Genomic DNA, 18888 nt, shown 5'->3' with positions numbered 1-18888 from the left:
CATGACCTCGAAGCGCCGGCGCGACTCGCGCAATGCCGCCGAAGAACTCTCTCGTCCGGTCGCAGCGGAAGACCCGACCGACACCGCGGTCTCACGCGCCGAGCACGGCCCCGACCTGCCGAACATCCCGCTGCTCGACGACTCGCTCGCCTACTCCGACGAGGTCAAGCCGATCTGGCGCGGCTGGATCCACGCCGTGACCTTCCCGCTGACGGTCGTCGCCGGGATCGCGCTCATCATGCTCGCCGCGGGCGAACCGGCGAAATGGGCGTCGACAGTGTTCGTGCTCTCGTCGATGCTGCTGTTCGGCAACTCGGCGCTCTACCACCGCTTCGACTGGAAGCCGAAGACGAAGCTCGTCTTGAAGCGCATCGACCACGCGAACATCTTCCTGCTGATCGCCGGCACGTACACTCCGCTCGCGATCCTGGCGCTGCCACCCGACAAGGGATGGCTGCTCCTCGGCGTCGTCTGGGCCGGCGCGCTCGTCGGCATCGGCTTCCGGGTGTTCTGGATCGGCGCTCCGCGATGGCTGTACGTGCCGCTCTACCTGCTGCTCGGCTGGGCCGCGGTGATGTACCTCGGCGACCTGCTCGCGGTGAACGCGGCGATGATGGTGCTCGTGATCGCCGGCGGCCTGCTCTACACGGTCGGCGCCATCGTCTACGCCCTGAAGAGGCCCAACCCGTGGCCGGGCGTCTTCGGCTTCCACGAGATCTTCCACGCCTGCACGGTGCTCGCGTTCATGTGCCACTGGACGGCCACACTGCTCATCGCCGTCGCCCCGGCCTACCATCTGGGCTGAGCGGCCGATCGGCGTGATCGTGATCGAGCCGGCGGGCGAGCGGATGCCGCGATGCGCGCTCCCGCGAATGGAGCAGCTGTGCGACTCCACGTCGGCGGCGCTCGCAGCGTCGTGATCGGCGACTCCGAGGCATCCGACCCGCCGGCGGCGCGCCAGCCCTCCGAGACGCTCGACCTGCACGGCCACCACGTCGTCGTGCTCGCGAGAGACTCAGTCGACGAACGCGACCGCCCTGGCCGGCGCCCCATCGCCCGCGAGTCGCAACGGGAACACCCCGATCCGCAGGCGCGCCGGAAGCCCGTCGAGTCCGGCGAGGTTCTCGATGATGAGGCCGTCGCCGCCGAGCACGACCTCGTGCACCGGGAACTCGGTGGTGCCGGCGGCAACCGTGGCATCGGGGCTCAGGGTGTCGACGCCGAGCACATGCATGCCCCGTTCGACGAGCAGGCGCGCGGCCTCGACCCCGAGCGCCGGATGCCGCAGCGCACGCTCGGTGCCGAAGTGCCGCGCCCACCCGGTGTCGACCACGACGATCGACGGCACCCGGTCGGGCAGCACGCCGAGGTCGTCGACGCCGATCGTCGCGCCGTCGTTGAGCCCCGGCACGCGGATCAGCAACGCGTCGCCGACGAGCTCCTCGAGCGCGACGAGGTCCATCGTGCGCCCGCCCGCCACGGTGTGCGCGGGCGCGTCGACGTGGGTTCCACTGTGGGAGCCGAGGTGCAGCGCCGTGACGGCGGCTCCGTCGCGCTCCAGTTCGAGCGCCGGCGAGAGATCCACCGAGGGGTCGCCCGGGTACACCTGCATGCCGGTGCGCAGCGGATGGCTCAGGTCACGCATGCGGGGCGGGCTCGGTCGTGGCATCCGAGAGATGCCCGCTCCTCGCCGGTGGCGTCGACGAGCGCTCGCGCAGCGACACCAGCAGGTAGAGCACGAAGGTGATCGCGAATGCCGGGATCGTCGCACCGATCGGGGTCGGCCACACGTACGTGAAGAGGTAGGCCGCGACGGCCCCGATGAGCCAGACGACGACGGCGGCCCAGTTCACGCCACCGAGATACCAGTACCGGCCGTCACGGGCCCGCAGGATGTCGGCCGTGTACGCGCCGCGCTTGACGATGTAGTAGTCGGCGATCATGATCGCGAACACGGGTGCGAAGAGCGCGCCGATCGTGACGAGGAAGGTCGTGAACTGCTCGAGCAGCCCGAACCAGGTCGCGCCGACGATCGAGATGACGCCCACGATGAGCGCAGTCGGCAGGAACTTCAGCTTCTTCACGCCGGGAACGGCGTTCACGATCGTCGTGACCATGCCGTAGACGACCATCGTGTTCGTCGCCATGACCGAGAGGAAGATGATGATCGCGAGCGGCGCACCGAACGGGGTGACGATCGTCACCGGGTCGAACGGGATCGCCTCGCCGCCCGAGAGCACGACGTACCCGATCGCAGTCGCGCCGACGACCATCGCGATGGTCGTCGAGAGCGTGTAGCCGATGCCCGAACCGATGATGCCGGCCCTGCTCGACGTCGCGAAGCGGTTGAAGTCGGCCGACAGCACCGTCCACGAGATCGCGGTGGCGATCACGACATCGAGCACGAGGATCGGCGTGTAGCCGAGCGACTCGTCGGCGGGGATCGCGGCGAACTCCGCAGGGGCATAGGTCGTGAACGCGACGACGAAGATGTACGCCATGATGCCGAGGATCAGCACGGCGAGCCACGGCTCGACCTTCGCGATGCCGGTGTGCCCGAAGATCGCGAGGATCACGACGAAGGTCTGGCAGAGCACCGCGAACATGATCGGGCTCGAGAACCCGGTGACGGATGCCACGAGGAAGTCGAGCGCGATGCCGGCGAGCATCGCCTGCACCCAGCTCCACCCCATGAGGATGATGACGTTCGCAGCCACCGGCAGGAGGCTGCCGCGGGTGCCGAACGGCCCTCGGGTGAGCGCCATCGTCGGCAGCCCGGTGCGCGTGCCGATGTTGCCGACGGTCACGAGCACCGCGGCGCCGATGACGGTGCCGACGATGATCAGCACGATGACGAGGCCGTAGTCGACGCCCGGCACGAACAAGGTGCCGGTCAGCAGGGTGGTCACCACGAGGTTCGCAGCGAGCCAGATCATGCCGATGCGCGGCAGGCTGAGCGAGCCGCGAACCAGGCCGGCGTCATCGGAGTGTTCCTCGAGGTAGTGCTCGAGGCGGGAGTAGAGCGACATTGCCAGGTCTCCTCGGTGAGTGGTGGGTCGGGTTTGCGGGCGTCAGGACGCGTCGGTCGCGTCGGGCATGGGGGAAAGGTGCTCGTGCACGGCGACGAGGCGCGCCGTGGCATCCGTCGCCGCCTCGAGCCGGAAGACGATGGTCTCCCGCTCGCGGGACGACTCGGTGCCCTCACCGGTGTCGACCGTCGTCTCGACCGAGTGGGTGAAGACGGCACCGCCTGGGAAGGTCTGCACGAGCGGGTCGCTCGACGTGCACGAGACGACGCGCCAGCCGCCGTCGACCCAGCCGGACCAGAGCCGCTCGTAGGCGGCCCGGTCGGCGAGTCGCTCGGGCTCCGTGTAGAACAGGAAGGACGCATCGGGGGCGAAGGTGGCGAAATAACGCTCGCCGTCGTTCGCGGCGAAGGCATCGACGATCTCGGATGCCGCGGCCAGCACCGCCTCGCGGGTCGGTTCGGTCTGCTCGGTCATCGGTGCGGCTCCTTCGCCTCGGGTTCGGATGCGGTCGACTGGATCAGCGGCGGGGCGCCATGGCGCTGATGAGCTCGTAGGCCACGTGGCTCGCTGCGACGGCAGTGAGCTGGGCGTGGTCGTAGGCGGGGGCGACCTCGACGACGTCGGCGCCGACGATGTCGCGGTCGGCGAGTGATCGGATCATGCGCAGCAGTTCGCGGCTCGTGAGCCCGCCGGCCTCGGGGGTTCCGGTGCCCGGGGCGTGCGCGGGATCGAGCACGTCGATGTCGATCGAGATGTAGAGCGGCGCATCGCCGATGCGGGCGCGCATGCGGTCGATCGCCGCGGCCAGGCCGTGCTCCTCGAGGTACTCGCTCGTGATGATCGAGAAGCCGAGACGTGCGTCGTCTTCGAGGTCGCTCTTCGCGTACAGGGGGCCGCGGATGCCGACGTGCATGCTCGCCGTGAGGTCGATGAGCCCCTCTTCCGACGCTCGTCGGAACGGCGTGCCGTGCGTCGTCGGGGCGCCGAAGTAGGTGTCCCAGGTGTCGAGGTGCGCGTCGAAGTGCAGCACCGCGACGGGGCCGTGCTTCGCGTGCACGGCGCGCAGCAGCGGCAACGCGATGGTGTGGTCGCCGCCGATGACCACGATCTTGTCGGCGTGTTCGGCGAGATCCCTCGCGCCCGCCTCGATCTGACGCACGGCCTCGGCGATGTCGAAGGGGTTGGCGACGATGTCGCCGGCATCCGCCACCTGCTGCGCCCCGAACGGGAAGACGTCTTGCGCGGGGTTGTAGGGGCGGAGGAGCCGCGAGGCCTCGCGCACATGGGCCGGACCGAATCGGGCGCCGGGCCGATAGCTCACACCGCTGTCGAACGGCACGCCGGCGATCGCGACGTGTGCTCGAGCGACCTCGTCGAGGCGCGGGAGGCGAGCGAAGGTCGCGATGCCGGCGAAGCGCGGCACCACGCTCGCATCGACCGGACCGCGGATGCCGCCGTCGTGCGGATCTTCTGGCGTGAGTTGCATATTACGAAACTTCCAGTACTGTTGGGGAAACCTGCGGCCACTGTATGCCGCCATCGCCGTCGCCGTCAAGGGAGAGGCCACATGCGTCCCATCCACCCCAGTGCCGACGCGATCGGCACGCCGATCGGCGCGAAGCTCCGGAGCACGCGCATCGCCCAGGGGCTCACACTCGCCCAGGTCGCCGAGTCGAGCGGGCTCAGCAAGGGCTTCCTCAGCCGCGTCGAACGCGACGAGACCTCCCCGAGCGTTGCCACCCTCGTGCAGCTCTGCCAGGTGCTCTCGCTTCCCGTCGGTGCACTGTTCGCCGAGCCTGAGATCCAGCGCATCACCCGCGCCGATGCCCCCCACATCAACCTCGGCGGGGTCGGCGTCAGCGAGCTCCTGATGTCGCCGCGTGGCGAGTCGCGCGTGCAGCTCATCCGCTCCGCCCTCGAGCCCGGGGCCCATGGCGGGCACGAGCTCTACACCGTGAACTGCGACGTCGAGGTGCTCCACGTCGTCGCGGGAGCCGTCACCGTGCGATTCGCCGACCGCTCGGTGCGACTCGAGACCGGTGACGCGCTGACGTTCCCCGGCAGGGAGCCGCACACCTGGCACACCGAGGACGACGCGCCGGCCGAGGTGTGCTGGGTCCTCGCGCCCGCACCTTGGAGCGGCTCGGCCTGAGACGTGAATGAGCCTCTACTCAGATGAGTGCTTGCTCATACGACGGCGGCATTGCACGAGTAGCACCACCCTCACCTGCGAGCCCCGAACAGCTTTTCAGGCAGCTGGAGTTCGGTGAGGCACGAGCGAGCTGAGCGCCACGCTGACCCCGAGGGGTGGCAGGCGGCGCGCGCCCGCGGTCAGCGAGTGGGCGGCTCGTCGCCTTCGGGGGGCCCCTCGCCCGAGGCATCCGCCGGCTGACCGTCGGCCTCGCCCATCTCGTCGTCGTGTGCTGCCGACGCGAGCTGCTCGGCTTCGAGCTGCTCGCGCACTTCGGCCCGGTAGTTGACCCGGCGGATGCGACGCACCATGTCGAGCACGAGGAGCACCACGATGAGCATCACCACGAAGGTGAGCACGAAGCCCCAGATGCCCGGCGTCACGGTGTTCGGGTCGAACTCCTCGTCTTCTGCCAAGAGGGTCAGAGCGGGCACGACGAGCATCGGATTCCATTCACGGGGCGGGTTAGGCTGGATTCAAGCCTAGACGATCGAGATCGAAGGAGCCGTGCCCGTGGCAGAGCCCGAAACGGACGCGCTCGCCGCGCGGTACGGGCGCACCCGCACGCACCGCACCCGCGATCGCATGCTGCTCATCGGCGGTGCCGTGGCGTTCGCGATCGTGCTCGTCGCCTGGGTCGTCTGGGCCGGGCTCGATGGACAGAAGCCGCAGATCGAAGTGACCGACACGGGTCACCGCCTGATCAACGAGGAGCGCGCGGTCGAGGTCCGTTGGAACCTCTCGGTGCCGCCCGGCAACGACACCGCCTGCATCGTGCAGGCGCTCAACGAGGATTTCACCGTCGTGGGCTGGAAGGTCATCGAGGTACCGGCCTCCACACGTCACATCCGCAGCCTCACCGAGACGGTGCGGGTCGCGCAAGAGGCCAACACGGGTTTGATTTACCGCTGCTGGCTCACCTAACATGGAACATTCGCTCCGACGTTCGTCGGGGCGACACGTCTATCCGGACGTGCAGTCGACACTGTGCGTACCCGACCACGGGTACCCATCCACGGGAGTGTGCATCATGGCGCAGGACGCCACCGTCACCTGGCTCACCCAGGAGGCTTACGACCGCCTCGCGGCGGAACTCGAGCACCTCTCCACGCACGGCCGTGAAGAGATCGCCAAGCGAATCGAGTCGGCGCGCGAGGAGGGCGACCTCAAGGAGAACGGCGGCTACCACGCCGCCAAAGACGAGCAGGGCAAGCAGGAGGCCCGCATCCGCCAGCTCAAGGAGCTGCTTCGCAACGCCGAGGTCGGCGAGGCACCCCAGTCGTCGGGCGTCGTCGAGACGGGCACCGTCATCACCGCGATCATCGCCGGCGACGAAGAGACGTTCCTCATCGGCAGCCGCGAGATCGCGGGCGACTCCGAACTCGACGTCTGGAGCGAGCAGAGCCCGCTCGGTGCGGCGATCCTCGGCCTGAAGATCGGCGAGAAGACGAGCTACGTCGCGCCCAACGGTCGCGAGATCCCCGTCGAGGTCACCGGCGTCGCCACGTGGGGCGGCGAGTAGCCCGCGCTACTCGTTGTAGACGACCGGTTCGTAGCCGGCGCGACGCAGCACCTCGACGACCTCATCGCGGTGCGCGGGCCCGCGGGTCTCGACCGAGAGCTTCAACTCGACTTCGGAGATCTGCAGGCCCGATCCGTGCCGGGTGTGCAGCACCTCGATGACGTTGGCGTTGGCTTCGGCCAGCAGTTCGGAGATGCGAGCGAGCTGCCCCGGCCGATCGGGCAGGCCGATTCCGAGCGTGAGGTAGCGATCGGATGCCGCGAGCCCGTGCGCGATCACCCGCTGCATGAGCAGCGGGTCGATGTTGCCGCCGGAGAGCAGCGCGACGACCGGACCGTCGGAGGAGATCTTGCCGGTCATGATCGCGGCCACCGACACCGCACCGGCCGGTTCGACGACGAGTTTCGCGCGCTCGAGCAGCACGAGCAGTGCCCTCGCGATGTCGTCTTCGGAGACGGTCACGATCTCGTCGATCGTGCCCCGGATGATCTCGAAGTTCAGCTCGCCCGGGCGATACACGGCGATGCCGTCGGCGATCGTCGGCACGACGGGCACGTGCTGGGGCGACCCCGCCGCCAATGAGGCCACGTAGGGCGCCGCGTTCTCGGCCTGCACGCCGATGATGCGAATCGTGCGACCGAGCTCGGCGGCGCGCTGCTTCGCCGCGCTCGCGATGCCTGCCGCGAGACCACCGCCCCCGATCGGCACGATGATGGTCTCGACCTCCGGCGTCTGCTCGAGGATCTCGAGGCCGAGGGTGCCTTGCCCCGCGATGACGTCGGGGTGGTCGAACGGCGGAATGATGACGGCACCGGTCTCGGCCGCGAACGCCGCGGCGGCCTCCAGCGTCTCGCCGACGGAGTCGCCCCGCAGGATGACATCGGCACCGTACGCCTTGGTCGCCTCGAGCTTCGGCAGGGCGACACCGACCGGCATGAAGATCGTCGCGCGAATACCGAGTTCACGTGCCGCGAAGGCCACGCCCTGGGCGTGGTTGCCTGCTGAGGCCGCCACGACGCCGCGCGCACGCTCGGACTCGGTCAGCGCCGAGATGCGGTGGTACGCCCCGCGAAGCTTGTAGGAACCGGTGCGCTGCAGGTTCTCGCACTTGAGATGCACGGGCACGCCGAGCAGTTCCGCCAGGAACCGCGACGACTCCATCGGCGTCTGACGGGCGACGGTGGCGACGACCTCCCGCGCGTGCTCGAAATCTGCCAGCCCCGGACCGGGAATCACGATCGACAACTCGTTCATTCTCCTCGTTTGTAGCCCGGGCGCGTCGGCACGGTACGCCAGAGCGGCGACTGTGCTGCGGCTGCGTGCGGACTCGTATCGTTCTTCCACGCGCCGCCGGCGACGGAGAGGATCATGACGTTGACCACGGCAGCGACGGGCACGGCGAAGAGCGCGCCCGGGATGCCGGCGAGGAGCGAACCGGTCGCCACCGCGATGACGACGCCGAGCGGGTGCACCTTGACGGCGGTGCCCATGATGAGCGGCTGCAGCACGTGCCCCTCGACCTGCTGCACGAGCAGCACGATTCCGAGCATGATGAGGGCGATCACGGGGCCGTTGTAGATGAGGGCCACGAAGACGGCGAGCGCTCCGGTGGCCACGGCGCCGACGATCGGGATGAATGACCCGAGGAAGACGAGGATCGCGATCGGCACGGCGAGCGGCACACCGAGGAAGAACGCCCCGAGGCCGATGCCGATCGCGTCGATCGTCGCGACGAGGATCTGCACCTTCACGAAGTTCTGCAGCGTCGCCCAGCCGGCATGACCGGCGCCGTCGATGGCCGCACGACCCCGACGGGGGAAGATGCCGACGATCCAGTTCCAGATGCCGCGGCCGTCGATGAGGATGAAGAGGGTTGCGAACAGGGCGAGCAGGAGGCCTGCGAGGAAGTGCCCGAACGAGCTCGTCAGTGACAGCGCACCGCTCAGGAGCACGCTCGAGTCCTGCTGCACCGACGTGATGATCTGCGCCACCCAGTCGTTCAGCTGGGTCTCGGTGATGTGGAACGGACCTTCGAGCAGCCACTCGCTGAAGTCATCCCATGCCACGAGCGATTGCGCCACGAGCTCGTCTCGACCGCGCACGATCTGCGAGATGCCGAGCGCGAGCAGCCCGCCGACGACGATGAGCGCCGAGAGCATGGCCACGGTCACCGCGGCCCACTTCGGCCAGCGATGGCGCTGCAGGAGCGCGGAGAACGGTACGAGCAGCGCGCCGATCAGCACGGCGACGAAGATGGGGATGACGATGAGCCGAAGCTGGATCACCAGGAAGACGACGACCGCGAGCACGCCGCCGATGAGCAGCAGCCGCCACGACCACCCGGCCGCGAGCCGCACCCCGAACGGGATGCTCTCGGTGACCTCGTTCACGTCGCCGGCGTTCGGTTGCTCGGGCGCCGGAGCATCCGCTGCACGCCGCGACAGCCGGCCCCGTATGCGCCCCCTGGAGTCCGTCATCGCTCCAGTCTAGGCCGGGCGTATGCGCCGATCGGCATGGCATGCGGATGTCGCGGGGCCGGTGTCACGCCGCAGTGTCGGCGGCCGCCGCTATCGTCGACAGCACCATGGTCGACGTCGTCAGTCCCGCCCTCGCCCGACGCATCGCGCTCGCGGCCCAGGGCTTCGCCCGCCCGCTTCCCGCGACCCCCGGCACGCGTGCCGTGAACGGGGTCATCGACCGGCTCGCGCTGCTGCAGATCGATTCGGTCAACGTGTTCGAGCGCAGCCACTACCTGCCCGCGTTCAGTCGGGTCGGCGCCTACGATCGTGCCGCGCTCGACCGCATCACCACGGGTCGGCGCGGGCGCATGGTCGAGTACTGGGCGCACCAGGCGGCGTACATCCCCCGCGAGCTGTGGCCGCTCTTCGAGTTCCGGCGTGAGGAGTATCGCGTCAAGGGCAGCGATTGGGGCGGCTGGGTCGCTGAGAACCGCACACTCGCAGAGTGGCTCCGTGCCGAGCTCGCCGCGAAGGGCCCGATGCGGGCAAGCGAGATCGAGCACGACGCCAACGAGCGCCGGGGGCCGTGGTGGGGCTGGTCCGACGTGAAGCGCACACTCGAGATGATGTTCCGCACCGGCGAGGTCGTGTGCGTCGAGCGGCGTCGCTTCGAGCGCGTCTACGCACTGCCCGAGCAGGCCCTGCCGGGCGAGCTGCTCGGCGGGATGCCCTCCGAGGCCGACGCCGTGCGCGAGCTCGTCGCGCTCGCGGCATCCGCTCAGGGCATCGCCACCGAGGCCGACCTCGCCGACTACTGGCGCATGAACCGTCGGCCGGTGCGCCAGGCGATCGTCGAACTCGAAGACGCCGGCGTGCTCCTGCCTGTCGAGGTGCCCGGCTGGGTCACGGGGTCGCGCCAGACGCCGGCGTGGCTGCACCGCGACGCGAAGCGCCCCCGCCGCATCGAGACCGCGGCCGTGCTCTCCCCGTTCGACCCGGTCGTGTGGTTCCGCCCGCGCACCGAACGACTCTTCGATTTCCACTACCGCATCGAGATCTACACGCCCGAGCCCGATCGCAAGTTCGGCTACTACTCACTGCCGGTGCTCATCGACGACCGTGTCGTCGGTCGCGTCGATCTCAAGAGCGATCGTCAGGCGGGTGTGCTCCGGGTGCAATCGGCGTGGAGCGAGCTCGGGGCACCGGAAGACACTGCGGCCCGACTCGTGCCGGTGCTGCAGCGAGCCGCGGCATGGCAGGGGCTCGGCGAGGTGACGGTCACCGGGCGCGGCGACCTCTCCCCCGCACTCGCGGCCGAGCTCCGCGCGCAGTGACCTGACCACCGCCGCCTGTCGCCCGGGTTGCGCGCGGCCGGTTGCGCTAGAACGCGCCGCCCATCTGCTCGAGCCGCTTGACGCGCTCGGCGATCGGGGGGTGGGTGGCGAAGAGCTTGTCCATGACACCGGGCTTCAACGGGTCGGCGATCCAGAGGTGGGCCATCGACGAGTTCTGCCGCTTCATGGGCCGGCCGTAGGCCTCGAGCTTCTCGAGCGCACTGGCGAGCGCGTCGGGGTGACGCGTGGTCATCGCGCCCGTGGCGTCGGCGAGGTACTCGCGCTGACGCGAGACCGCGAGCTGCACGAGGCTCGCGACGAGGGGGGCGATGAGCATCGCGACGAGCCCGAAGATCATGACGATCGGGTTGCCGTTGTTGTTGCCGCGGCCGAAGAAGGCCATGCGCACGAGCATGTCGGAGATGAAACCGACGGCGACCACGAGGCCGAAGACGACCATCGAGAGGCGGATGTCGTAGTTGCGCACGTGTCCGAGCTCGTGCGCCATGACCCCTTCGAGCTCCGCGTCGTCCATGATCTCGAGCAGGCCGGTCGTCGCGGCGACGACGGCATGCTCGGGGTCGCGGCCGGTGGCGAACGCATTCGGTGCGGGGTCGGAGATGACGAACACCCGAGGCATCGGCGTGCCGGTCGTGATCGAGAGGTTCTCGACCGTGCGCCAGAGCCGGGGGTGATCGGCCTTGGACTGCAGCTCGACGGCACCCGACATCGAGAGCGCCTGCCGGTCGGCGGTGAAGTACTGGAACACCGCGTAGGCGGTCGCGATCACGAGCGTCACGATGACGATGGTGATGTCGCCGTAGATGGACGCCGCCAGCCACCCCAGCCCGCCGATGATGGCGAGGAAGAACAGCACGATGAAGACGGTGTTGCGTTTGTTCTTGGCGATCGCGCGGTACAACGCCGGGCCTTAGAACTGCACGCGCGGCGGTTCTGCGATCGCCGCGGGCTCCGTGACCTCGAAGAAGTCGCGCTCGTTGAAGCCGAGGTTGCGCACGAAGAGCGTGTTGGGGAAGACCTTGATCTTCGTGTTGAGCTCACGCACGCCACCGTTGTAGAACCGGCGCGAGGCCTGAATCTTGTCTTCGGTGTCGACGAGCTCGGACTGCAGCTGCAGGAAGTTCTGGCTGGCCTGCAGCTGCGGGTACGCCTCGGCGACCGCGAAGATCGACTTCAGCGCCTGCTGCATGTGGTTCTCGGCCGCGCCGGCCTCGGCGGGGCCCTGCGCCGACAGCGTCTCGGCGCGCGCCCGCGTCACGGACTCGAAGACGGACTTCTCGTGCGCCGCATAGCCCTTGACCGCCTCGATGAGGTTCGGGATCAGGTCGGCACGACGCTTCAGCTGCACCGTGATGTCGCTCCACGCCTCGTCGACGCGAACATTCAGCGTGACGAGGGAGTTGTACGTGGCCCACAGGTAGATGCCGATGATCACCACGAGCGCGACGACGATGATGACGGGGATGAGCCATTCCATGGCACGGACTCCTAAGCGCTCTGAGCGACGGTTTGCTGTGTGCTCCCATCCTACCGAGGGCGTTCCGAGCCGCCTGCGCTTCCCATGAGACTCGGAGGAAGCGGAGGGCCGGCTCCGGGCATAGGCTCAGCCTGTGACCGAGCACGCGGAACCCCGACGACGGGGCCGGCCTCGCGGCGCGAAGGCCGCCGACACCCGCACGCGGATTCTCGAGGCGGCAACGGCCGAGTTCGGCGAACACGGCTACGAGGCGACGTCGCTGCGGGCGATCGCCCGACGCGCCGGCGTCGACCCGGCCCTCATCCATCACTACTTCGACGGCAAGCAGGCCCTCGTCGCCGAGGTCGTGAAGGTGCCGCTGCGCCCCGATCAACTCGTGCGCGACGCGCTCGACGCTCCGGCAGACGAGTTCGGAGCGCGGCTCGTGCGGGCAGTGCTCGTCGCCTGGGATTCCGGAGCCGTTCGGCCCGCCGCGGTCGCCGCGCTCCGCTCGGCGATCGGCCAGGGCCCCGTCGCCCGAATGCTCCGCGAGTTCCTCCGTCGCGAGGTCATGCATCGCGTCGCCGCGGCGCTCGGTGACGCCGAAGACGCCGAGCTGCGAGCCGAACTCGCCGCGTCGCAGCTCGTCGGGGTGATCATGGTGCGCTACGTGCTCGAGTTCGAGCCGGTCGCGTCGACGAGTGTCGACGAGCTCGTGCGCCGGGTCGGTCCGGCGGTGCAGTGGCACCTGACCGGACGGCTCGAAGCGCTTGACAGTCGTGCGTCGGCGGCGCAGAATTCGGCACATGGTGAATAATTCGGATGTCGCCGCAGTCGCCGGCGCCGCGGTCATCGTCGAGAACCTGACGATCGTCCGTGGCGGCGAGCCGGCGCTCGACCGACTGTCCCTCGCCGTGCCGCGCGGTCGCATCGTCGGCCTCCTCGGCCCGAGCGGGAGCGGCAAGACGACGCTGATGCGCGCCATCGTCGGGGTCCAGGTCGTGGAATCGGGCTCGATCGAGGTGCTGGGCCTTCCGTCGGGCAGCCGCGAACTGCGACGGCGCATGGGTTACGTGACCCAGCAGGCGAGCGTGTACGACGACCTGACGGTGCGCCAGAACCTCGCCTACTTCCGCCGAATCGTCGGCGCACCGGCATCCGATATCGACCGTGTCATCGAGCGCACCGACCTCGGCACCGTCTCCGGGCGCCTCACGGGCTCGCTCTCCGGCGGCCAACGCAGCCGGGTCTCGCTCGCAGCCGCACTGCTCGGCACACCCGAGATGCTCGTGCTCGACGAACCCACCGTTGGGCTCGATCCCGTGCTCCGCGTCGAGCTCTGGGCGCTGTTCCGCAGCCTCGCCGACGACGGCGTCACCCTGCTGATCTCGAGTCATGTGATGGACGAGGCCAAGCGATGCGACCGGCTGCTGCTGATTCGCGACGGCCGCCTCCTTGCCGACGACACGGTGCGCGGAGTGCTCGAGGTCACCGGCACCGACGATGTCGAGCAGGCCTTCCTGCGGCTCATCGAGCGCGGCGAGCCCGACCTGCGACCGACCAGCGAGACGGAGGCGCAACGATGACCCTCACGCGCACGTTCGCGACCGCGGGCCGCGTGCTCACGCAGATCCGCCAAGACCCGCGCACCGTCGGCCTGCTGCTCGTCGTGCCCAGCCTGCTCATCGGCCTCGTCGCCTGGATCTTCACCGACACCGAGGTCTTCGCCGACATCGGACCCGCGATGATCGCACTGTTCCCGTTCATCGTGATGTTCCTGGTCACGAGCATCTCGACCCTTCGGGAGCGGCGCAGCGGCACCCTCGAACGCCTGCTCTCGATGCCGATGGGCAAGGGCGACTTCATCCTCGGTTACGCCCTCGCATTCGGACTGCTCGCGATCTTCCAGACCGCGATCGCCGTCTCCTTCGCGGTATGGGTCTGCGGACTCGAGATCGAGGGATCCATCTGGCTCCTCTTCGCCGTCGCCGTCGCCGATGCACTGCTGGGCACTGCACTCGGCCTGCTGGCGAGCGCGTTCGCACGATCCGAGTTCCAAGTCGTGCAGTTCATGCCCGTTCTGGTCTTCCCGCAGATCCTCCTCGGCGGCATCTTCATTCCGCGCGACCAGTTGCCCGACGGGCTCGAGACGATCAGCGAGTGGCTGCCGCTGAGCTTCGCGATCGACGCCCTGCAGGCGGTCGCCGGCGACACCGAGAGCGCCGCCTGGATCACGGCGAAGCTCCTCGTGATCGGCGCGTGGATCGTCGGTTCCATCGTGCTCGGATCCATCACGCTGCGTCGACGCACCCCGTGACGCTTCGGGGCGGAAACCAGGCGGCATCCGCCCTCGCTCACGCTCCGAGCACGCGCTCGAGGTAGGGGTTTCCGAAGCGCCGCTCGGGGTCGAGCTCGTCGCGGACGCGCAGGAAGTCGTCGAACCTCGGATACACCTCGCGCAGCGACGCAGCATCGCGGGTGTGCATCTTGCCCCAGTGGGGCCGTCCGCCGTGTTCGCGCATGATCGACTCGACGGCGGCGAAGTACTCGGTCGGATCCTCGCGGAAGTAGCGGTGCACCGCGATGTAGCCGGTCTCGCGACCGTGCGCCGTCGAGAGCCAGTTGTCATCGGATGCCGCGGCGCGGACCTCGATCGGGAAGCTGATGCGCCAGCCCCGCCGCTCGATGAGCGAGCGCACCTCGCGCACGGCGTCGGGCACGGATGCCAGCGGCACCGCGTACTCCATCTCGCGGAATCGCACCGTGCGATTCGTCACGAACACCCGGGGCGAGAAGTCGGCGAAGTCGCGGTCGCCGGTCAGCTTCTCGACCTGGCGGGCGAACCCGGGAACCACGCCGGGTGCCACACGGCCGAGTGCGCAGACGCCGCGGTAGAGCCCGTTGGCGAGCAGTTCGTCGTCGACCCAGCGCGAGACGCGGCCGAGTGGTCGCCTCGGCGCGTGCCCGGGCAGCCTGGTGTTCGTCTTCGTGAGGGCGGCCTCGGTGTGCGGGAACCAGTAGAACTCGAAATGATCGGCGCCCCGCACGCGATCGTGCCAGCCGTCGAGCACCTCGCCGAGCGAAGCGGGCTTCTCGACGGCGTGCAGTACGTACCGGGGCACGAGCTGCAGCGTGACTTCGACGAGCACGCCGAGTGCGCCGAGCCCGAGGCGCACGGCGGGCAGCAACTCGGGGCGCTCCGTCTCGCTCACGGTGATGAGTTCGCCGAGGCCGCTCACGAGCTTCGCGGCGACGATCTGCGTCGCGAGGCCGCCGAAGCGGATGCCGGTGCCGTGCGTTCCCGTGGAGGTCGCGCCGGCGATCGTCTGCCGGTCGATGTCGCCCATGTTGGGCAGCGCGAGTCCGTACGGTGCGAGGAGGCCCGGCAGTTCGTGCAGCCGGGTGCCGGCGCCGAGGGTCACCCGACCGGTCTCGATGTCGGCGTCGATGACGCCAGAGAGCGCGGCGAGGTCGAGCTGCACGCCGGGTGCCACCGCGATGCCGGTGAAGCTGTGGCCAGCGCCGACCGCCTTGACGCGCAGGCCCGACGCCGCGGCTGCCGCAACCGCTCGCTGCACCGCCCCGGCCGTCGCCGGGCGCTCGACTCGCAGCGGACGCACCGCCTCCGTTCGCGCCCAGTTCCGCCAGGTCTCCCCCGTCGCCGTCACAGGAACGCCTTCCCCGCTCCCCGATAGCTCGGGAGCATCTCGACCACGTCTCCTGCCTCGACCACGGCGAACTCGTTCAGGTGCTCGGCGAGCTCGCCCGACTTCGTGTGCCGGAACCAGACACGGTCGCCGGCCGAGAGGCCGCGAGCGGATGCCCCGCGCACGGGCGTCTGCACCTCGCCGGCCATCTCGCGCGCCTCCATGACGAGCCCCTCGGGCCAGACGATCTTCGGCATGCGGTCGGCCGCGGGCGGGCCGGAGGCGATCCAGCCGCCGCCGAGGATCGTCGCATGGTCGTGACTCGGGCGTCGTACGACGTCGAGCGCGAAGGCCGCCGCCGGCGCCGGCGTGAAGTGCTGGTAGCCGTCGAAGAGGTGCCCGCCGAAGATGCCGGAGCCTGCGGCGATCTCGGTCACCGAGGCATCCGCCGCCGTGGCCTCGAGCGACCCGGTACCGCCGCCGTTGACGAACTCGAGCTCGGCGACCGCCCGCACGGCAGCCACCGCCAGAGCGCGGCGCTCGAGGAGCTCGGGCATCGAGCGCGACTGCATCCACCGGTTCACCGCACCGTCGACGGGCCGACCGGCCGGCCGGTTCACGACTCCGGCGATCTGCGCCTCGTACGACATGATGCCGACGAGCTCGAACCCGGGCCGCTGCACGATGTAGGCCGCGAGCGCTGCAGCGTCTTCGGGCGCATGCACGGGCGAGCGGCGCACGCCGAGGTGGCCGAGCAGCGGGGCGTTCCACGAGGCGTCGAGTTCGAGGCAGACCCTGATGGTCTCTCGCCTGCCCGGTGGCAGCACCGCGTCGACGAGGTCGAGCTGCGACGACGAGTCGACCATCAACGTCACCCTGGCGGCGAAGTCGGGATCGCTCGCGAGCCGGCGGATCGCCCCGCGCTCGGCCGTCGGGTACCCCACGACGACGTCGTCGACCGTGTCGGCCAGCCAGAGCGCCTCGGCCAGCGTGTACGCGAGCACGCCGTGGTAGCCCGGCATCGCGAGCAGGGCTTCGACGACCCCGCGCACGCGGAGCGACTTCGACGCCACCCGGATCGGCGTGCCGTTCGCCCGGCGCAGCATGTCGAGCGCGTTGTGACGCAGCGCGCCGAGGTGCAACGCCCCGACCGGAGCATCGAGATGCGACGTTGCGGCGGTCAGGCCCGGCCAGTATCGATCGGGGCGGAGCCACTCCGCGGCATCCGTCGCAGGAACCCCGGTCATCCGCAGGTCGAGGGCCATCAGCGCACCCCTCTCACACGGGCGACGGCAAGGGCACCGGCGAACGAGAACGCGGCACCGAGCAGGAAGACCAGCATGAACGACCCCGAGACGACCACCGCGGCGGCACCGATCATGGGAGCGACCGCCTGCGGCACCGCCGAGGCGATGTTCATGATGCCGAGGTCTTTGCCGCGTGAGGCGGCGTCGGGCAGCACCTGGGTGGCGAGCGCCTGGTCGACGGAGAGGAAGCAGCCGTAGCCGAGCCCGAGGAGCCCCGCCGCGACCATCGCGACCGTGAGATCGGGGAACAGCGCGAGCAGCATCGCCGCGACTCCCTGGAGCGCCGAGGCGAAGAACACGAACATCTTGCGCCGGCCGAGCCTGTCGGAGAGCTTGCCGAGCACGAGCGAGGCCGCGATCACGAACACCATGTAGATGAGCGTCAGCACGATGAGGTTGTCTTCGGCGTGCGCGTCGTTCAGCTGGAACATCAGGAAGTACAGCAGCAGGCTCGTGCCGAGCGCGTTGCCCACCGAGACGAGCACGCGGCTGAGCAGGGTCCAGCCGAAATCGGGGTGCTTGCGCGGGCTGATCCAGAAGCCCGAGATGATGCCCTTCGCGGTGACGCGGGTGCGGTCGGCGGCCGCGAGCGGCTGATCCGCGCGAGTGAGGAACGGGATCGCGAGCACGAGCAGGATCACCGCGAGCAGGAGGTAGCCGAGCGAGGCGTCGGTCACCAGCTCGGTCACGAGCACCAGCCCGACGATGATGCCGACCGCCTGCGGCGCCGACATCCACCCCGAGACGAAGCCGCGCTGGTTGACCGGCACCTGATCGGAGATGGTCGCCGTGAGCGCGGCGGTCATGATGCAGAAGCCGACCGATGCCGCGACCCACGTGGCACCGATCGCCCAGATCTCGGTCTGCAGGCCGAGCGAGACGAGCGACAGCGCGAAGACGACCGCGCCGATCGCGATCCACGGGCGGCGACGACCGAACCGAGACGTCGTGCGGTCGGAGAGCGCGCCGGTGAGGGGGTAGGCGATGATCGTCGCGATCGCGGCGATGCCCGAGATCGCACCGAACGCGACCACGCTGTCGACCCAGTTGTCGGGGCGCAGTTGCGCGTCGATCTGTGCGGGCAGCAGCAGTTGCACCGGCGTCAGCTGCGCCATCCAGATGCCGAGCCAGACGGTCGCGAACGACGCGATCCAGCCGGCGGAGACCCGCCGGACCGGCTCTCCGAGCGCCGACGTCGGCGTCGACGGCACGGGTTGCGGCGACTGCGGAGGCTGCGCGGAATCGAGGCTCGTCATCGTGGATCGGCCATTCTCGAGAGGGCATCGGCGGCCGCGTGTGCGACCGCCCGGGCGTCGTCGTCGTCGCGGGCGACGAGCCAGGTCAGGGTGAGTCCGTCGGTGAAGGCGATGAGTACGCGGGCGACCTGCTCGACGGGAGTGCGCCAGACGACGCCGGTCAGCTCCGCCGCCGCCGCGAGCGAGCGGGCGCCGAGTTCGGCGTACCTCGCGTACTGGGCGATGGCGAGCGGATGCCGCTCGGGCGAGCGCAGCGCGTACTGGGTGAGTTCGAGCATCGCCTGCTCATGCTCTGGATCTGCGCGCAGATGATCGAAGTAGCGCAGGATGCCGGCCTCGAGCATGTCGCGCAGGTCGTGGCCTTCGAGGTCGTCGGGCAGCACCGCCTGCTGTTCGCGGGCGACCACCGTGGTGATGAGCTCGTCGATGAGCTCGTCGCGCGAGTCGAAAGCGTAGTGGAAGCTCGCGAGCGACATGCCGGCCTCGGCGACGATCGCGCGGGTGGTCGCCTGGGCGATGCCGCGTCGCGACACGACCCGCAACGCGGCCTCGACGAGAGCGGCTCGGCGCTCGGCCGCGGGGATACGGGCCATGCGGACTCCTCCCGACAGCACTGACGACGAAGTGGGACGACTGTCCCAGTCGCATCAGTATGCACGAAAACCG

20 protein-coding genes and 1 pseudogene are annotated in these 18888 nt (G+C 69.5%); 8 read left to right on the top strand and 13 right to left on the bottom strand.

Features of this window, described 5'->3' with window-relative positions:
• The first annotated feature begins 1 nt into the window (after nt 1).
• A complete protein-coding gene (gene trhA / locus AC6CH0_RS15525) occupies nt 2-805 on the top strand; it encodes a PAQR family membrane homeostasis protein TrhA (RefSeq protein ID WP_498102467.1) in 804 nt (267 codons plus the stop codon).
• Between the two features lie 210 nt (nt 806-1015).
• Here trhA and AC6CH0_RS15520 read toward each other — a convergent pair whose 3' ends face one another.
• From AC6CH0_RS15520 to speB, 4 genes are read right to left on the bottom strand one after another with little or no spacing between them, the layout of a single operon-like run.
• Nucleotides 1016-1645 carry a cyclase family protein gene (locus AC6CH0_RS15520; protein WP_498102466.1) on the bottom strand — a complete coding sequence of 210 codons (630 nt, stop codon included), beginning with the start codon at nt 1643-1645 and terminating at the stop codon, nt 1016-1018.
• On the bottom strand, nt 1638-3029 hold the full coding sequence (locus tag AC6CH0_RS15515; RefSeq protein WP_498102464.1) for a purine-cytosine permease family protein: 1392 nt from the start codon (nt 3027-3029) through the stop codon (nt 1638-1640). The genes AC6CH0_RS15520 and AC6CH0_RS15515 overlap by 8 nt, the downstream gene beginning before the upstream one ends.
• Nucleotides 3030-3071: 42 nt before the next feature.
• Nucleotides 3072-3503: a YybH family protein gene (locus AC6CH0_RS15510; RefSeq protein ID WP_498102462.1), complete on the bottom strand. Its 432-nt coding sequence runs from the start codon at nt 3501-3503 to the stop codon at nt 3072-3074.
• A gap of 43 nt (nt 3504-3546) precedes the next feature.
• Nucleotides 3547-4515 (bottom strand): agmatinase, encoded by a 969-nt coding sequence (gene speB / locus AC6CH0_RS15505; protein WP_498102460.1) that lies wholly within the window; start codon nt 4513-4515, stop codon nt 3547-3549.
• An 81-nt stretch (nt 4516-4596) separates the two neighbouring features.
• Between speB and AC6CH0_RS15500 the strand changes: the two genes are divergently transcribed.
• Nucleotides 4597-5181, top strand: a complete 585-nt coding sequence (locus AC6CH0_RS15500) for a helix-turn-helix domain-containing protein (RefSeq protein WP_498102458.1) — start codon at nt 4597-4599, stop codon at nt 5179-5181.
• A 179-nt stretch (nt 5182-5360) separates the two neighbouring features.
• On the opposite strand, the gene AC6CH0_RS15495 is transcribed toward AC6CH0_RS15500, so the two are convergent.
• Entirely contained in the window at nt 5361-5654 is a 294-nt protein-coding gene (locus AC6CH0_RS15495; protein WP_498102456.1) for a hypothetical protein, read from the bottom strand.
• Between the two features lie 79 nt (nt 5655-5733).
• On the opposite strand from AC6CH0_RS15495, the gene AC6CH0_RS15490 reads away from it, so the two are divergent.
• A complete protein-coding gene (locus tag AC6CH0_RS15490; RefSeq protein WP_498102454.1) occupies nt 5734-6144 on the top strand; it encodes a DUF4307 domain-containing protein in 411 nt (136 codons plus the stop codon).
• 106 nt (nt 6145-6250) lie between these two features.
• Nucleotides 6251-6742 (top strand): transcription elongation factor GreA, encoded by a 492-nt coding sequence (gene greA, locus AC6CH0_RS15485; RefSeq protein WP_498102452.1) that lies wholly within the window; start codon nt 6251-6253, stop codon nt 6740-6742.
• A 6-nt stretch (nt 6743-6748) separates the two neighbouring features.
• Here the strand turns inward: greA and ilvA are convergent, their stop codons facing one another.
• Complete coding sequence (gene ilvA, locus AC6CH0_RS15480) at nt 6749-7996, bottom strand: threonine ammonia-lyase (protein ID WP_498102450.1); 1248 nt, start codon at nt 7994-7996, stop codon at nt 6749-6751.
• Nucleotides 7993-9219, bottom strand: a complete 1227-nt coding sequence (locus AC6CH0_RS15475) for an AI-2E family transporter (RefSeq protein ID WP_498102448.1) — start codon at nt 9217-9219, stop codon at nt 7993-7995. Before AC6CH0_RS15475 ends, ilvA begins: the two co-directional genes overlap by 4 nt.
• A gap of 107 nt (nt 9220-9326) precedes the next feature.
• Between AC6CH0_RS15475 and AC6CH0_RS15470 the strand changes: the two genes are divergently transcribed.
• Nucleotides 9327-10535 carry a winged helix-turn-helix domain-containing protein gene (locus AC6CH0_RS15470; protein ID WP_498102446.1) on the top strand — a complete coding sequence of 403 codons (1209 nt, stop codon included), beginning with the start codon at nt 9327-9329 and terminating at the stop codon, nt 10533-10535.
• Between the two features lie 46 nt (nt 10536-10581).
• Here AC6CH0_RS15470 and AC6CH0_RS15465 read toward each other — a convergent pair whose 3' ends face one another.
• Nucleotides 10582-11457, bottom strand: coding sequence for a M48 family metalloprotease (locus tag AC6CH0_RS15465; RefSeq protein ID WP_498102444.1), 876 nt, complete (start codon nt 11455-11457; stop codon nt 10582-10584).
• A 9-nt stretch (nt 11458-11466) separates the two neighbouring features.
• Nucleotides 11467-12033: a LemA family protein gene (locus AC6CH0_RS15460; protein ID WP_498102442.1), complete on the bottom strand. Its 567-nt coding sequence runs from the start codon at nt 12031-12033 to the stop codon at nt 11467-11469.
• 133 nt (nt 12034-12166) lie between these two features.
• Between AC6CH0_RS15460 and AC6CH0_RS15455 the strand changes: the two genes are divergently transcribed.
• The 3 genes and pseudogenes from AC6CH0_RS15455 to AC6CH0_RS15445 all read left to right on the top strand — a co-directional run bounded on the left by AC6CH0_RS15455 (nt 12167) and on the right by AC6CH0_RS15445 (nt 14329).
• A complete protein-coding gene (locus tag AC6CH0_RS15455; RefSeq protein ID WP_498102440.1) occupies nt 12167-12829 on the top strand; it encodes a TetR/AcrR family transcriptional regulator in 663 nt (220 codons plus the stop codon).
• Nucleotides 12819-13331, top strand: a pseudogene (locus tag AC6CH0_RS15450) (ABC transporter ATP-binding protein); the annotation flags it as partial. The gene AC6CH0_RS15455 and the pseudogene AC6CH0_RS15450, both read left to right, overlap by 11 nt.
• Nucleotides 13332-13594: 263 nt before the next feature.
• Nucleotides 13595-14329 carry an ABC transporter permease gene (locus AC6CH0_RS15445; RefSeq protein WP_498102438.1) on the top strand — a complete coding sequence of 245 codons (735 nt, stop codon included), beginning with the start codon at nt 13595-13597 and terminating at the stop codon, nt 14327-14329.
• A 37-nt stretch (nt 14330-14366) separates the two neighbouring features.
• Here the strand turns inward: AC6CH0_RS15445 and AC6CH0_RS15440 are convergent, their stop codons facing one another.
• From AC6CH0_RS15440 to AC6CH0_RS15425, 4 genes are read right to left on the bottom strand one after another with little or no spacing between them, the layout of a single operon-like run.
• The gene (locus AC6CH0_RS15440) at nt 14367-15680 is read right to left on the bottom strand and encodes a D-arabinono-1,4-lactone oxidase (protein WP_498102436.1); all 1314 of its coding nucleotides are present in this window, start codon (nt 15678-15680) and stop codon (nt 14367-14369) included.
• The gene (locus tag AC6CH0_RS15435) at nt 15677-16924 is read right to left on the bottom strand and encodes an alanine racemase (RefSeq protein ID WP_498102434.1); all 1248 of its coding nucleotides are present in this window, start codon (nt 16922-16924) and stop codon (nt 15677-15679) included. Before AC6CH0_RS15435 ends, AC6CH0_RS15440 begins: the two co-directional genes overlap by 4 nt.
• Nucleotides 16924-18222 (bottom strand): MFS transporter, encoded by a 1299-nt coding sequence (locus AC6CH0_RS15430; RefSeq protein WP_498102432.1) that lies wholly within the window; start codon nt 18220-18222, stop codon nt 16924-16926. The genes AC6CH0_RS15435 and AC6CH0_RS15430 overlap by 1 nt, the downstream gene beginning before the upstream one ends.
• Complete coding sequence (locus AC6CH0_RS15425) at nt 18219-18815, bottom strand: TetR/AcrR family transcriptional regulator (protein ID WP_498102430.1); 597 nt, start codon at nt 18813-18815, stop codon at nt 18219-18221. Before AC6CH0_RS15425 ends, AC6CH0_RS15430 begins: the two co-directional genes overlap by 4 nt.
• Nucleotides 18816-18888 lie beyond the last annotated feature (73 nt).

The sequence above is a fragment of the Agromyces sp. GQ35 genome, from assembly GCF_059758475.1.
This window is presented reverse-complemented; position numbering and strand designations above follow the sequence as displayed.